The organism is Mongoliitalea daihaiensis, from assembly GCF_021596945.1.
Classification (GTDB): domain Bacteria; phylum Bacteroidota; class Bacteroidia; order Cytophagales; family Cyclobacteriaceae; genus Mongoliitalea; species Mongoliitalea daihaiensis.
Genome location: NZ_CP063779.1, coordinates 3,590,114 through 3,605,529, shown reverse-complemented (window position 1 = coordinate 3,605,529; position 15,416 = coordinate 3,590,114). Strand labels below are relative to the sequence as shown.

The following is a 15,416-nucleotide window of genomic DNA, read 5'->3' as shown; positions in this document are numbered from 1 at the left end:
CACTGCTCATTATTCACTCTCCACTGCTCACTGTTCACTACTCACTGTTCACTGCTCACTGCTCACTACTCACTGTTCACTGCTCACTGTTCACTGCTCACTCTCCACTGCTCACTGTTCACTCTCCACTGCTCACTGTTCACTGCTCACTATACTTCTTATACGCGCGAGCTAGTTTTTCGTCATACTTGTTTTGCTTATATCCGGGGCCATTATAACCTCTAGCGAATTTCTCCCAGTCTTTATTTTTGAGATGGTTGAGTAGGCGGTTGACAACGATGAATTTCCCAAATGCAGCTAAATGTTCTCGTTCGTGCGTCTGCATACGATCCACAAAGGCTTCTACACTGGGATAGCCTAATGGTTTGGCATGATAGCCCATGATTTGAAAACTACCCCAAGAAGCAGAGGAAAGCGCCGCAGTAGACACAGCTGGATTGGAAGGAATTAACTGCTGTGCTCGTTCCAAACGACGGTATTCTCCGGGACCGTTGGAATAAAATGTCCGAACCCATCTAGGGTACAGAATGTCTTTGTTGGATTCATTGGATAAACTTTCTGGCTGTAGACCTATGGCCTTCAGCTGCCTCCAAAATTCATGACCTTCAAACAAAATTTTAGTTCTTCCGTCAATCAAAAAGCCTTTTCCTCTACTTTCAACCTCGTTGACTGCCTTGACTAATGCCAATTCCAATCCATATTCAGCTGCAAAATCTATTAAATCTTGCTCAGATAAAAATTTATCAGAAAATTCAGGCTTTGCAAAATCCGATTGCTGAATCAATCGAGTCCATGTTTTAACACCGACAATGCCATCGGCAACAAGCCCGCTTTTACGTTGAAAATCTTTGACAGCAGTATCCGTTAGTGTGCCAAAAAAAGAGGTGCCTGGCAAATTGTAACCAACCTTGTTTAATAATTCCTGCAAGAAGACTACAGAGTCTCCCCGTGAGTTTAATCGAAGCGTTTGCATGTGCGTAAATAGGTTATGGTGGATTTAAATATAAAAATAAAAATGAGAAAGTATTCCATCAAACAGAGAAGAAGAGGTGTTGGAAATGACAAGCTAAGGTTGAAAAAAGGTTGAATTAGATGGAGTGATGTTGAAAAAATTATTCTCAAATAAGCTGAAAAACTAGGGTAAATTTAAAGAAATTGTTTGGAAATAAGGCTTGATGGGTCCCAAAGGCCAATTGATGGGTAGGCCCAGATTCAAAACAGATGTAGACAGATAAGTAACTACCGAAACTTGGGGATGTAAAAAAAAATAACCCCCAAGCCTTGACTTGGGGGTTGTTACATTTCTTTTAAGCTTAAAAATTAACGTACGCCCGCTGCTCTAGCAGCATCGACAAAGCCATGACCATAAAATTTATCATTTCCTGGTTCGCCTAAGTCAGTGGATGTTTGTCTTAATCGAGCTCTTACTTGAGCTGGAGAAAGTCTTCTTCCTTCAGCTTCCATCATCAAGGCTACAACTCCTGCCGCGGCTGGAGAAGCCATGGAAGTCCCTTGTGCCCAACCAAAACTAGAATTTGAACTTCCTCTAATTGTACTGAATACTTGATCAAATAAAGCACAAGTATTAGTGGAACCAGTAAAGGTTCCTTGGATTCTACAAGGATTGAAATTTCCTTCTACAAGGGCTAGTCCAAGAGTTCCTCCTGGCGCAGCAAAGTCTACTAATGATTTACCATGATCGGTATAATAGGCCGGTTGAGAAAAGTTAACAGCTCCTAATCCCCAACCAGTTGGTCCAGTAGAACTAATTGACAGGGCATGTTGACTTTGCGCTGGTAATTGGAACAATTCTCTTGCTTCATCAAAGTTATTGCCTCCATTGCCTGCTGAAACCAATACTGTGACTCCATTTTGCCAAGCGTAGCGCATTGCTCTATCGTAAATTTTTTGTAGTTCTCTAAATGCGTCTCTGAATTCTTTATCACCCCAAGGGCTTCTATAATCAAATGTAGCACCTAAACTCATATTGATGATGTCTGCGCCGGCTCCACCTACTTCTCTTGGTGTTGCCGCATACAATAAACCATTCAATATCCAAGAGAAAGCACCGCTACCATTATGCAAAGATTTTACGCCGATAAGGGTTGACCGAGGAGCGATACCTACGACACCAATTCCAGCTGCGGAAACAATCCCTGCCACGTGCGTTCCATGCCAGAAAGTACCAACATCTTGGTTGAAATTAAACCCTGGAACCGTCGATCTAGAAGCTGCAATATCAAAATTGGGAGCAAGGTCAATGTGGGTAGAGAGAAAGCCACCATCAATCACAGCTACCCGAATACCTTGTCCTGTTAAACCAGCATCCCAAGCTTCGGTGGCATTGATTGCTTTCGGAGCCCACTGAAATCCATCAAAAAAAGCAGTTCTGTAATTAAATGCTGTACGGGCAGCAGTTTCGCTACTCGTAGTGCCACCAACCGACATTTCTACCATTTCCAAGTTCGTTGGTTCATGCGTATACTGCATAATGTAGTCAGCGGTTACAGATTCAATGCTATTGATAGCACGTGCATTTATTAGAAAATCTGCTCTGTGTGCAATAGCCACAGCAACGCCTACTTGTGGATAACTTTCTACAATCTCTCCACCAGCTGCCGCTATATCTCTTGCTAGATTATTGGGCAGATTAGGTGTTTTACTAAGAATCAAAAATTTTCCTGTAAAATCTCCTTCCCGAAGGTTAGAATAGTCTGTCATTTCGACTAACTGCCATTCATCCAATAAGGTTGTCTCTTGGGTAGTCTCTTCAAGAACCGGGCTAATGTCCGTTCTTTCCATTTCGCAAGAAGCCAGAATAATAGACGCACCTACAAGTAAATGGGTTAGCCTTAGTTTTTTAAAGTAATTTGGGTACTTCATGTTTAATTAGTTAGTGTGTAACATAGGTTAATAAAATTAATTGCGTTTAAATTCTTTCAATGAATCCAAAATAATATTTTTCTATACGAAAAAATATAAAATAAAATTTTGAAACTAAGAAATGTAACGCACTAAAATAGAAACAATTTGATTAAAATCAAGCTTTTTTGGGAAAAAAACTCTATTTAAAAAACATTTAATTGTATACATAAACATGGAATTTAGTGATTAAACGGTTAGAAAAAGAATAGTTCTTGTTGATATTGAGCAGTTTCAACACGCGTAGAAATGTAAACATCCCTTTTGAAAAATGTATAATAATTCTCTTTCTAAAATTTATTTTAAGCCTATTTCCATAGTACTCCCAACGTATTTCCACAAAAAATCAAGTCTTGTTTCCCCGATTATCGGGGCAGGCTTTGATTCTTTGTCTGTTACATTTTTGTATCTTTGATGTATGCTTACCAAAGATGACATACTAGCCATTTTAAAGACAAATAAAAATAAGCTTTCGAATTTAGAGATTCGACAAGTTGGTTTATTTGGTTCTTATGTCAGAAATGAACAATCAGGTAATAGTGACATCGATTTATTTGTTGATTTTGAATCAGATAAAGAAAATTTTGATAACCTCATGGCTGTATATGAACTTTTTGAAAGCCTTTTTAAACCTAAGAAAGTAGAGGTTATTACCAAAAATGGATTGAGTCCCCACATCGGACCAAATATTTTGAATGAAGTTCAATATGTTTAAAGATCCAAAAGAGTTTTAAAACATATTAACGATGAGTGTTTATACCTGTTAAAAATAAGTGAAGACTTGTCGATAGAGATTTTTTTGAATGATGAAACTTTAAAAAGAGCGGTAGTTAGGAGTTTAGAAATAATTGGAGAAGCATCAAAAAAAATTCCAGACGATATAAAGTTAAAAAGAGATCAAATCCCTTGGAAAAATATGGAAAGCATGAGGGATAGGCTTATTCATGACTCCATAGGGGTCAACTATATCATTGTTTGGGACGTGGTTAAAAACAAAATTCCCGAAATCCATAAAAAGATTGGTGTTTTATTAGATGAATTATAATGGTTTAGGAGTAGCTGTCCGTGATTTGCAATCTCGGTCAGCAGATAATGAGGATTTGTAATCCTCTAAGGTATCCGCAAGTTGTATTGTCCACGAATTACAGGGACTACACGAAGGCAAAAGTTCAAAGTCAAAAGGGGAAAGGGAGGTTCCATTACTAAACCTCTAATTCTCGTCTAAAAATTATTTCCCTTTATTTCAACTTTATTTTACCTTATTTAAATTGAACTCCAAACGTATTTCAAAGACAAATCAGGTCTAACGTCTAGCGTCTAACATCTAATGTCTATTTCAACCTTATTTCCATTTATTTCTACCTTATTTAAATTGAACTCCAAACGTATTTCAAAGACAAATCAGGTCTAACGTCTAGCGTCTAACATCTAATGTCTATTCCAACCTTATTTCCGTAGTACTCTAAAGCGTATTTCTAAGAGAAATCAAGTCCTGCTTCTTGTTTCCCCGATTATCGGGGCAGGCTTTGACTCTTGTTTCTAATCTAATCTCCTACCTTATGGCAGACAAGCTCGCATCTCGTCTCCTGCTTGCAGCAGGCAAGTCTCGCTTCTTTGCTGTCCACGATTAGCCTAACAAGCCTAAAGGGCTTGCATCACTATTAACCCCGGGTAAGACGCTAGATGAATTGTTTTTTTGAGGATATTCCCTGCGTCGCAACCCGGGGACAGAAATCTACTTTTAGCACCAGAGGCTCGCAGGGTAATCGTCGTCGGGCCACCCACGCCTTACTAGCCGATACTAGGATAATCGATTTAAAAACACAAGCTGTCCGTGATTTACAATCTCGGTCAGCAGATACTAGAGGATTTGCAATCCTCTAGGGTATCCGTAAGTTGAGCTGTCCACGAATTACACGAAAGTTTAGGTAAAAAAAGAGAGGAAAGGTTAAAGGAAAAAGGCAAAAGGGAGGTTCCGCTACTAAAGTTCTAATTCTCGTCCAAAAATTATTACTCTTTATTTCTACCTTATTTCAATTGAACTCCAAACGTATTTCAAAGACAAATCAGGTCTAACGTCTAGCGTCTAACATCTAATGTCTATTTCAACCTTATTTCCATTTATTTCCACCTTATTTCCATAGTACTCCAAAACGTATTTCTAAGACAAATCAGGTCTAATGTCTAGCGTCTAACATCTAATGTCTATTTCAACGACTTATAGAAGTTTTAAGGAACTTGATTTTCAAATCTCCAAATTTCAATCCATTGATCATCATAAACTTGATTGGCTTTGTAATTTTCTTTGATTAACCACTCTTGCAAATGGTCCCAATCGTTTTGCTCCAGGGGATAAGCATGCTTATAAAATTTGTAGATAAAGACCTCTATTATAGGAGGGGTAGTACTGACCGATTCTTTCCAATTTCCCAAAAACAGAACTTTATTTCGATCAGCTTCAGCCAGTAATACAGAGTTGCTATACACTAAAAATGAGTTTGCCAATTTGATGTTAGAATGGTTTGAGTTTGCAAAACTTTGATAAGTCTGCTTCATGTGAGCGTAGTTTTTATTTTGGTAATGATAGTGCCCACTTACTACACTAGGAAGGAGGATAAATGGAATAAAAAGCCATTTCGCCATGGAAAAATATTCTACACCTATTAAAAGAAGTGCTAAAGCACCATAATAAACCATTAGATCAAAAGAGTTCCATGAAAGCATCGCAGCAATCAAAAAGCTTACAGCAATCAATCTATTAATTCCTTTATTCTGGAAAAGTTTATCTGATGATGTCGCAATGATCCAAGATAATAGTGGCACCAAAATGATTAAATGTCTTGGATTGAGATATATAGGGTTATAAAATTCAAGTGTTGAACTCATAAACCAAAACCCAAGTAATAGGCAAAAACTTGTTAATGCAATAATCTTGAATGTTTGTTTAGATGATTTATTTCCATTTACAATCAATACTGTAGCAGTAACAATGTAAGGCCAATATGAACGCTCTATAAAAGTTTGGAAAGGTAAATAGGTCAATCGTTTAAGAATAGCAATCCACCCTTTATCATGATAGGTGAAATCTGAAATATAATGACCTTCATTTACCGCTGTAAAGCGATACATCCAATTTCCATGGTTTAGTTGGTAGTATCCAAAATAACTTATCAATAGTAATATTGAAGCGGAAAAAAAAGCATAGTAAAATTTTATTGATGTTCTATTTTTCCAATCATACCCAAATAAAATAAGGGGAAATGGTAATAAAAAAACGATTGTTTCTTTAGTTATAAACCCAAGTAAAAAAGCTATGCTCATACAAAATCCTGTAAAAACGGGATGTTCATTCCTTTTTATAGCAGACCAAACAATTAAACAGATAAATACCAATAATATACTATCCGGATATACCTTATGTATAAAATATAAAAAATAAACTTGCCCAAGGTAAAGTAAACTGAAAATCAACTTTTCTTTAGGGCTTTGAAGTAAGGAAAATAACAAACTATAACTCAATAAATAACTCAGGAGAGAGGCAAATGATGCTGTTCGTTCGTTAAAGTCGAAAAAATGAGTGAAAAAACCAGAGAATATATATGCACCCCAACGGTCAGCGAAATGAGTCTTGTATGGAAATGTTTCGCCAGCCCAAAATGCTCTTCCAAACTCCATGTAAACCACATCATCTGAAAAAGTTATACCATCAAATGTAAAAAACCAGTATCCGATTAAATACAAGATGGTGCAAATAAAGATTAATCGATTTTGGACGTTTTCTGATTGCATACTGCCTAATTCCGGTATGAATTTAAAAATTTTAAGCTTAAATCATTCATTCTAATTTCACTAATTACATGAATATCTTTTCAGTTTGCCCCCAAAGTCTTACTAAAACTTTTTTCTATTTACCCCTCCCAAGCCCAAAGGGCTTGAATCACTATTAACCCCGGGTAAGACGCTAGATGAATTGTTTTTTTTGAGGATATTCCCCTGCGTCGCAACCCGGGGCAGGAAATCTACTCTTGGCACCAGAGGCTCGCACGCTGATTGTCTTTGGGCCACCCACGCCTTACGAGCCGATACTAGGACAATCGATTTAAAAACTGTTTAGCCTCAGCAGATAATGAGGATTTGTAATCCTCTAGGGTTTCCGTAAGTTGAGCTGTCCACGAGTGACACTAATTGCACGAAAGTTTAGGTAAAAAAAGAGGGGAAAGGTTAAAGGAAAAAGGCAAAAGGGAGGTTCCGCTACTAAAGTTCTATTTCTCGTCCAAAAATTATTTCTCTTTATTTCTACCTTATTTCAATTGAACTCCAAACGTATTTCAAAGACAAATCAGGTCTAACGTCTAGCGTCTAACATCTAATGTCTATTTCAACCATATTTCCACCTTATTTCAATCATACTCCCAACGTATTTCAATAAAAAATCAACTCTTGTTTCTTGCCTCTTGCCTCTTGATTCTAATCTAATCTCCTACCTTACGGTAGACAAGCTCGCATCTCGTCTCCTGCTTGCAGCAGGCAAGTATCGATTCTCTTCCCCGAGCTCTCAATTCAATCTTTTCTTCAAAAATATTTGCATTCATCCCACCAACGCATAAATTTGTTTCATTGAGTAAAAAATTTACTCAGTAGCTACGCTAAGTCATGGGACTGAACGGGCGAAGCTGTAGGGAGTTAACAGTGAACAGTTAACAGTGAGTAGTTAGCAGTTGATAGTTAACAGTGATGAGTGAACAGTTGGTATACACATCACGATGGCTGAGGGAAGTCGAAGCCAGCAGTTGGCAGCTAAATATTTTGTGGGAAATTTAAGCGTTTAATGAAGTATTTAAACTTTGTAGGTTTTGATTTTTCGGTGGTATTTTTTGGGAAAATAAACAGCCAATCTCATGAAAGAAACTATTCAAGAAAAAACCTATCGATTTGCTGAAGTTATCATTGATGCTTACTTATATCTCTACGATAAGGGACATTTTCGATTAGCCAATCAACTTGTTGGAGCAGGAACCTCCATTGGTGCAAATGTTGAAGAAGCACAGGCTGCGCAATCCAAAGCAGATTTCATTAGTAAAATGAGTATTGCTCATAAGGAGGCAAGAGAATGTAAGTACTGGCTAAAACTTCTAAATAAACCCAAACTCTTAAAAGAATTCGATGAATTCTCATACCTCTTGAATGAAATTCAAGAAATCAATAAAGTCCTCTACACCATTATCAAATCATCAAAATCCAATCTCCAAAACTCCAAAAGAAAAGGCTCTGGCTAACAAAAAACCTCCTTGTAAAGTCTAAGCAATAAACGAAAGTTTAAACAATAAATTAAGGTATTACTTTCACTGTTCACTATGCACTGTTCACTATTAAATGTTAGATAGTTTAGTCACCTCCAAAACCCGCATTAAGCTTCTCTTGAAATTATTTTCTAATAATAACTCCGGGTATTTGCGGTCCTTGGCGAAGGATTTTGAGGAGTCTACCAACTCGGTGCGGGTGGAGCTGAATCGCTTGACGGAGGCGGGATTGTTGGTGACCGAAGAGGAGGGGAAGACCAAGGTCTATAAAGCCAATCAATCGCATCCCTTCTTCACAGAAATCTCCCGCATGGTAGCAAAGTTTCTGGGGTTAGATGACCTGCTCGAACAAGTAGTCAAACGCATGGGACCGGTAGAGCGAGCTTACATAGTTGGCGATTATGCCATGGGTATTGATTCAGGAACCATCGATTTGATCTTGATAGGGAAGGAGCTCGACCTCCAATACCTGGATTTTCTCACCATCAAAACCTATGAAAAGGTCAACAGAGAAGTGAAGGTTCAGATCCTCGAACATGATCCCGGAGATGTGGGCGGGATCCTCGTCTACGGGTGAAGGCTCTCGCGGAAGGCGCAGAATACACGGAAAGAAAAGAGGTTAAAGGGACTAAGTTATTTGGCGGCTGAGCGGAGTCGAAGCCGGAGAACAGTGAACAGTTGGCAGTGAACAATTGACAGTGAACAATTGACAGTGAACAGTGAGCAGTTGGTAGTGAACAGTGAACAGTGAATACTCACCTTCGATAGCTGAGCGGAGTCGAAGCCAAAGTACCACCCACCCACGGTGGCTGACCGTAGCCGAAGCCAGAAAACAGTGAAAAGTGAACAGTGGACAATGAACAATGAACAATGGAACAGTGGACAGTAAATACTCGCCTACGGTGGCTGACCGTAGCCGAAGCCAAAATTGTTTAGTGTGGATTATTATCGTACAAAATCCCGCTTAGCTTTTCACCATAAGTTATACCCATAACCAACGAGTGAACCGATTTTCACGGATGTTCAATCGGTTCTTATCAAGTATCTGGTTCTTAAAAATCTCATTTCCGCGCCTTCCGAGTATTCTGCGAGAGCCCCTGATCCCGAAGGAATCAAATGTTTATAGCCAAAATGTCTCCGACCAACCTCGGAAGACTTCGAAAATTCGAATGCTACAAGAATCGAATTACTTTCTATTACTATCAGACCTTTCCAAGGTTCAATTGTTAATAAAAACAATAATAAGTAAGTCGAAAAAAAGATTTTTCTAGAATGCAAAATCTTCTTCCACTGCTATATTCATTTTCATTTATTATCTTTAAAGAAAAGAGCTTAACATTATAATTTCTAATTGCTAATGAAGACGATAAAAATTAAAGTTAACAATGAGGTATTTAACCATTTCTTGTGGTTTCTAAATCGTTTCTCTAAAGATGAGATTGAAATTATCGAAATTGAGAAATATGATAGAGTGAAAGAAGAAGTTGTAAAGGATCTAGAAAGTGCTCTTATAAGTCCAGAGAAGTATGTTTCTCTTGGCGAATTAGATACTATTCTCGAAGATACTTTAAAGAAATATGGAGCTTAAAATTTCCCATCATTTTTTAATAAAACTCAATATTCAAGTTGATTATATTGCCCAACACAGACCAAATGTTGCTAGAAAATTTAAAAATGAATTAATTCAAAGTCTAAAAACGATTGGTTTGAATCCATGGAAAAATAGAAAATCCATTTTTTTCGACTCTGATGAGATTAGAGATTTTATCTTTAAAAAGCATATCATAGTTTATAAAATAGACCAGTCTAAAAATGAAATTGTGGTTTTTAGTTTGGTATACAACCAAGAAAGTACAACAGATAAAAGTTAAGTAGCAAATATCGGATCGTGGTAATTAGTGGTTGCAAAAAAAGATCCCGAAGGGATCATATGTTTATAGCCAAAATGTCTCCAAACACCTTCGGACGACTCCAAAGGAGTCGAACACTTAGAGCGATCGTTAGTATTCAACCAAAATCCACATTTTAACACTTAACACTTAACAAATCTACCTCCCTCGAAAGTGTTAACGTACATAACTGTTCACTTCTCATTGTTCACTAATCACTCATTCTAAATTTCTAATTCCTAATTCTACATTCAGTTAACTGTTCACTTCTCACTGTTCACTGTTCACTAATTCCTAATTCTACATTCAGTTAACTGTTCACTCACATGACGATTACTCCTTACACTTCTGATCTTAGAAAGGAATGGGATTCATTCATCTCGGAGGCTGTAAATTCCGCTTTGATCCATTACCGGGATTATTTGGAATATCATGGAGATAGATTCAATGATTGTTCAGTGCTGATCCATGAGGGGGAGGAACTACTGGCTGTTTTGCCCGCAGAAAAAGAAGGATTGCGTGTTTACAGTCATCGGGGAATTACTTTTGGGGATTTGATCGTTAAAAACTCATTAGCTAAAAGTTCTTTAAAGCAACTAGTACAGTCGCTATCCAAGTATTTTACTGAATTGGGCTATCAAACCTTACAGATCCGCTCTATTCCTGAGTTTTACTGGAAGGATTTAACTGATTACAGGAACTACCAAGAAGTCTTACAAATAAGCGGTTTTGTTCCTATCCAAACAAAAGGGTTCCAAACAATCAAGCTTCCAATAATCATCAACGATAGGGGACGGAAGTGGGGAATTAGAAAAGCCTCAAAATTGGGCTTTCAACTTAAAAAAAAAGTCCAATTGATAGCTTTTGGAATCAGGTACTTATCCCAAACTTATGGGATACCTACAAATCCCAACCTACACATAGCTTAGAGGAAATTAAAAAGCTAATGGAGTATTTTCCGGAACAAATTGAATGTTGGCAAATAGAACTTGAAAATGAATGGGTAGCTGGTATCGTATTGTTTAATCATGCGCATGTTCGGCATCTACAATACACCTCAGCCACGCCTAAAGGCAAAAAAAACAGAGCTTTGGATTACTTGATCAATCAATTATTAACTGATTCTGCAGATCATTACAAATATATCTCCATGGGGACTTCCATAGACCCTGATACCCAACAATCCTTGGCAGGATTGACCCGATGGAAACAAAGCTGGGGCGCACAAGCATATCCAAGCAATATCTACGAACTGAACCTTAAGCATTCAAAAAGTTGACTGTTAAATGTATCAAGTATTTATAACAAACAAGAATCAAAGCCTGCCCCGATAATCGAGGAATCAAGACAATCTTTCACTTTTCACTGTTAACTACTAACTGTTGTCTCACTATAAAGTCATAGAAGCTTCTTCCGGTTGGAAGATGGTTAATCTCAAAGAGCTCTGGCGATACAAAGATTTATTGTATTTCCTGACGCTTAGAGGCATTAAAGCCCGCTATGCACAATCAGTGCTTGGGGTCTCCTGGGCGATTATTCAGCCATTATTTACTACTATGGTTTTTACCATTGTCTTTGGTGGCCTGGCCAAGGTGGATTCGGATGGGATGCCTTATGTCTTGTTCAGTTATTTAGCCTTATGGCCTTGGAATTACTTTTCAGGAACGTTAACGGAGTCAGCAAACTCCCTTATCCAAAATGCCAATATGATTACCAAAGTGTATTTCCCACGCATGGTATTACCCTTATCCTCAGTTTTATCCAAGCTATTGGACTTCCTGATTGCATTCGTAGTCGTAATCGGTATGTTGATTTACTTCAAGCAAGTTCCCGGTTGGGGCATCCTATTTTTACCCTTGCTAACCTTGCAACTCCTGATGTGTAGCCTAGGAGTAGGGATGGTACTATCAGCCATGGCCGTCAAGTATCGGGACGTTAAACATGCCCTGACATTTGTAGTCCAAATTTTACTCTACGCAGCCCCAGTAGTGTATAGTACTACAGCTGTTCCGGATAAATACCTCAATTGGTATATCTTAAATCCCATGGTTGGCGTCATCGAAGGCTACCGAGCCGCCTTCCTAGACCGCCCCATGCCCTGGGAGTGGATTTGGCCAGGAAGTATAGTAGCGCTCGTATTATTTGTTTTTGGGATGTTTTACTTTCGAAGGATGGAGAGGATTTTTGCTGATGTGGCGTAATACCCCTCCTTAACTCTAGGGGGTAAAACCCCTCCTGACCTCCCCTCGAGGGGAGGAATAGTATCACTGGCGATTTGGATAAAAATGAAATTCATAGGTTCAACTTTTATTGAAGACAAATTAAATGTTGAAAACGAAATCAGGCTCCCCTTTAGGGGCTGGGGGTATGCACCCCTCCTGACCTCCCCTCGAGGGGAAGAAAAGTATCACCGGCAACTTAGGTAAAAATGAGATATATATGTTCAACTTTTATTGAAGACTAAGTGAAAGTTAAAGACGAAAACAGGCTCCCCTTTAGGGGTTGGGGGTATGCACCCCTCCTGACCTCCCCTCGAGGGGAGGAATAGTATCACTGGCGATTTGGATAAAAATGAAATTCATAGGTTCAACTTTTATTGAAGACAAATTAAATGTTGAAAACGAAAACAGGCTCCCCTTTAGGGGCTGGGGGTAAAACTACCTTTCTTCTTTAGTAATTCACTATGAAAAAGCCAGAGCTTAATTATAACGCTTCTCCAGAAATTTTCCGCAGAGCAAAGGAACTTAGGAAAAATATGACATCTGCGGAAGTTATTCTCTGGGAAAAATTAAGGTTAGGTAGGTTAAATGACTTGAAGTTCAGAAGGCAACATCCTGCTGATAAATTTATTTTAGATTTTTATTGTCATCAATTCAAACTAGGAATTGAACTTGATGGTGGAATTCATGAGGACAAGTTTCAAAAAGAACGGGATATCGGTAGAACTGAAAGATTAGAATCATTAGGTATCCATATACTTAGATTTTCTAATGAAGAAGTCTTAAAAGCAACAAATACAGTTTTGACTAAAATTCTTAATGAGATAGAGGTACTTAGAAAAACGCTGAAAGAAGAAAAATAGAATTTAAGGTATATACCCCTCCTGGCCTCCCCTCAAGGGGAGGAATAGTATCACTGGCGATTTGGATAAAAATGAAATTCATAGGTTCAACTTTTATTGAAGACAAATTGAAAATTGAAAATGAAAACAAGCTCCCCTTTAGGGGTTGGGGGTAAATCTGGCCGGGAAGTATAGTAGCGCTCGTATTATTTGTTTTTGGGATGTTTTACTTTCGAAGGATGGAGAGGATTTTTGCTGATGTGGCGTAATTTTCAGCTGCGCGTTGTCATGGTTGTCAGCGCTTTGCGCCTTTGTTGTCATGGTTATCATGGTTGGGTTGCGTGTAGGTAAGGAGATTCGTTTTTAGAAGGAAGTGAATGCTGGGAGGGTTGTCCGCTGCGCGTTGTCATGGTTGTCAGCGCTTTGCGCTGGAGAATCGTGAAAACCCCGACAACCACGATAACTCGACACCAATGACAACCCGACAACCTGAGAACCTGACAACCACAATAACTCGACAACCACGACAACAATGACAACCCTGAGAACTTGACAACCCGAAAATCCCGACAACAATGACAACCACTTCTACAGCAACCTTATCCATCATCTCCCCAGTCTACCGAGCTGAAGAGTTATTGGAGGAGTTGGTGTTGCGGATTAAGCGGTCGGTGGAAACTGTCACGGATGCTTATGAGATAATTTTGATAGAGGATTGTGGACCTGATGCATCATGGCAGGAGATCAAAAGACTTGCTGCGATCCATCCTGAAATCAAAGGATACAAACTTTCAAGAAACTTTGGGCAGCATTATGCAATTACTGCTGGATTGGACCATGCGCAGGGAGAGTGGGTGGTAGTCATGGACTGTGATTTGCAGGATAGACCGGAAGAAATTCCTCACTTGTTTAAAAAAGCTCAGGAAGGATTTGATGTGGTCTTGGCTAGAAGGGTAGAGCGGAAGGATGGATTCTTTAAAAAGTTATCCTCCAAAATCTTTTATAGAACCCTCGCTTACTTAACCGGTTCTCATCAGGATGAAAGCGTAGCCAATTTTGGAATCTATCATCGCAAAGTCATCCATGCGATTGTGGGCATGCGGGAAAGTATTCGATATTTCCCAACCATGGTCCGCTGGGTAGGGTTTCGGCAAACAAGCATCCCCGTGGAACATGCAGCCAATGATCAAAGGGAAAGTAGCTATCGCTTGAAGCAATTATTTAATTTGGCTTTGGATATCATGTTGGCTTACAGCGATAAACCACTTCGATTGACAATCAAATTGGGGATGCTCGTAGCGCTTACAGGCTTTGTTTTTGCGTTATACACCTTGCTCCGATATTTTGGAGGTGAGATCATTGTCGCGGGGTATGCCAGCTTGATTATATCTTTATGGGTGCTTACTGGCTTTATTTTGGTTACCTTGGGAATGGTGGGTTTATATGTAGGGAAAACGTTCGAGGGGGTGAAAAAACGACCGATTTACATTATTCAAGAATCAAGCAATGAAGATTGAGAGATTGGCTTTTGATTCGGAATTGTTTGGATATGAAGTTGGAAGACTGCTTCTCAAAAATCAGTATGAAGTTGATCGAATCAAACTCAGCAATCAGCCCTTTCAATTAATTTACATTAATAGCCCATGCCCATTAGATGTTGATTCTACTAATGTAATTCTTGTGGATGAAAAACTCACTTTTCAAAAAAAACTAGAAATAATAGAAATAAAGAACCAAGGGGTTTTTTCAGTCCAAAACTGGAATGAAGTTTTTTCGATGTTGGCCATTGAAAGTGGACACCTTTCCCGCTTCAAAACCGACAAGCGATTGAAAAATGGAGAATTTGAAAAACTGTATAAGCTTTGGATCAAACAGGCATTTGAACAGCAGCAGCTTTTAGCAGTATCTGATAATAAAGGGATCGTTACTGTCTCTACAACCAACGATCAGGCAAGTATTGGTTTGATCGCGGTTCATCCAGAACATCGGGGCAAAGGAATAGGAAAAGAATTAATTACCCTAGCAAAATCCTACGCCTACCAACAAGGCGCTAAATCCATCGAAGTCATAACCCAAGCAAACAATAAACAGGCCTGTCAATTATACCAAGGAACTGGTTTTCAGTTAATTGATAAGGTGTATGTGTATCACTACTGGAAGGAGTAGTCAGATTATCCGATTCGCCATTATCTGCTCAATGCATTCACCGTTTTCATGGTTGTCCGCTTCGCGTTCTCGTAGTTA

Annotated in this window: 15 protein-coding genes; 12 read left to right on the top strand and 3 right to left on the bottom strand. The window is 38.7% G+C overall.

Going from position 1 to position 15,416, the window contains the following annotated elements:
* Positions 1-139: 139 nt before the first annotated feature.
* Positions 140-973, bottom strand: a complete 834-nt coding sequence (locus IPZ59_RS15420; protein ID WP_236136938.1) for an N-acetylmuramidase domain-containing protein — start codon at positions 971-973, stop codon at positions 140-142.
* 347 nt (positions 974-1,320) lie between these two features.
* On the bottom strand, positions 1,321-2,883 hold the full coding sequence (locus tag IPZ59_RS15415) for a S8 family peptidase (protein WP_236136937.1): 1,563 nt from the start codon (positions 2,881-2,883) through the stop codon (positions 1,321-1,323).
* Positions 2,884-3,340: 457 nt separating this feature from the next.
* Here IPZ59_RS15415 and IPZ59_RS15410 point away from each other — a divergent pair, with 457 nt between their 5' ends.
* Positions 3,341-3,637: a nucleotidyltransferase family protein gene (locus tag IPZ59_RS15410; RefSeq protein WP_236136936.1), complete on the top strand. Its 297-nt coding sequence runs from the start codon at positions 3,341-3,343 to the stop codon at positions 3,635-3,637.
* A 24-nt stretch (positions 3,638-3,661) separates the two neighbouring features.
* Positions 3,662-3,967: a HepT-like ribonuclease domain-containing protein gene (locus tag IPZ59_RS15405; RefSeq protein WP_317208052.1), complete on the top strand. Its 306-nt coding sequence runs from the start codon at positions 3,662-3,664 to the stop codon at positions 3,965-3,967.
* Positions 3,968-5,151: 1,184 nt separating this feature from the next.
* On the opposite strand, the gene IPZ59_RS15400 is transcribed toward IPZ59_RS15405, so the two are convergent.
* A complete protein-coding gene (locus tag IPZ59_RS15400; RefSeq protein ID WP_236136934.1) occupies positions 5,152-6,711 on the bottom strand; it encodes a hypothetical protein in 1,560 nt (519 codons plus the stop codon).
* Between the two features lie 1,109 nt (positions 6,712-7,820).
* Between IPZ59_RS15400 and IPZ59_RS15395 the strand changes: the two genes are divergently transcribed.
* From IPZ59_RS15395 to IPZ59_RS15350, 10 genes are all read left to right on the top strand, one after another.
* A complete protein-coding gene (locus IPZ59_RS15395) occupies positions 7,821-8,198 on the top strand; it encodes a four helix bundle protein (protein ID WP_236136933.1) in 378 nt (125 codons plus the stop codon).
* A 97-nt stretch (positions 8,199-8,295) separates the two neighbouring features.
* On the top strand, positions 8,296-8,799 hold the full coding sequence (locus tag IPZ59_RS15390) for a winged helix-turn-helix domain-containing protein (RefSeq protein ID WP_236136932.1): 504 nt from the start codon (positions 8,296-8,298) through the stop codon (positions 8,797-8,799).
* A 780-nt stretch (positions 8,800-9,579) separates the two neighbouring features.
* Positions 9,580-9,810, top strand: a complete 231-nt coding sequence (locus IPZ59_RS15385) for a tRNA pseudouridine synthase A (protein WP_236136931.1) — start codon at positions 9,580-9,582, stop codon at positions 9,808-9,810.
* Positions 9,800-10,093 (top strand): type II toxin-antitoxin system RelE/ParE family toxin, encoded by a 294-nt coding sequence (locus IPZ59_RS15380; protein ID WP_236136930.1) that lies wholly within the window; start codon positions 9,800-9,802, stop codon positions 10,091-10,093. The genes IPZ59_RS15385 and IPZ59_RS15380 overlap by 11 nt, the downstream gene beginning before the upstream one ends.
* 344 nt (positions 10,094-10,437) lie before the next feature.
* Complete coding sequence (locus IPZ59_RS15375; RefSeq protein ID WP_236136929.1) at positions 10,438-11,040, top strand: hypothetical protein; 603 nt, start codon at positions 10,438-10,440, stop codon at positions 11,038-11,040.
* A 17-nt stretch (positions 11,041-11,057) separates the two neighbouring features.
* Positions 11,058-11,390, top strand: coding sequence for a hypothetical protein (locus IPZ59_RS15370; protein ID WP_236136928.1), 333 nt, complete (start codon positions 11,058-11,060; stop codon positions 11,388-11,390).
* Positions 11,391-11,535: 145 nt separating this feature from the next.
* Complete coding sequence (locus tag IPZ59_RS15365; protein WP_236139820.1) at positions 11,536-12,312, top strand: ABC transporter permease; 777 nt, start codon at positions 11,536-11,538, stop codon at positions 12,310-12,312.
* Between the two features lie 482 nt (positions 12,313-12,794).
* Positions 12,795-13,193 carry an endonuclease domain-containing protein gene (locus IPZ59_RS15360; RefSeq protein WP_236136927.1) on the top strand — a complete coding sequence of 133 codons (399 nt, stop codon included), beginning with the start codon at positions 12,795-12,797 and terminating at the stop codon, positions 13,191-13,193.
* Between the two features lie 554 nt (positions 13,194-13,747).
* Positions 13,748-14,689 carry a glycosyltransferase family 2 protein gene (locus IPZ59_RS15355; RefSeq protein ID WP_236136926.1) on the top strand — a complete coding sequence of 314 codons (942 nt, stop codon included), beginning with the start codon at positions 13,748-13,750 and terminating at the stop codon, positions 14,687-14,689.
* Complete coding sequence (locus IPZ59_RS15350; protein ID WP_236136925.1) at positions 14,679-15,338, top strand: GNAT family N-acetyltransferase; 660 nt, start codon at positions 14,679-14,681, stop codon at positions 15,336-15,338. Before IPZ59_RS15355 ends, IPZ59_RS15350 begins: the two co-directional genes overlap by 11 nt.
* Positions 15,339-15,416: the final 78 nt, after the last annotated feature.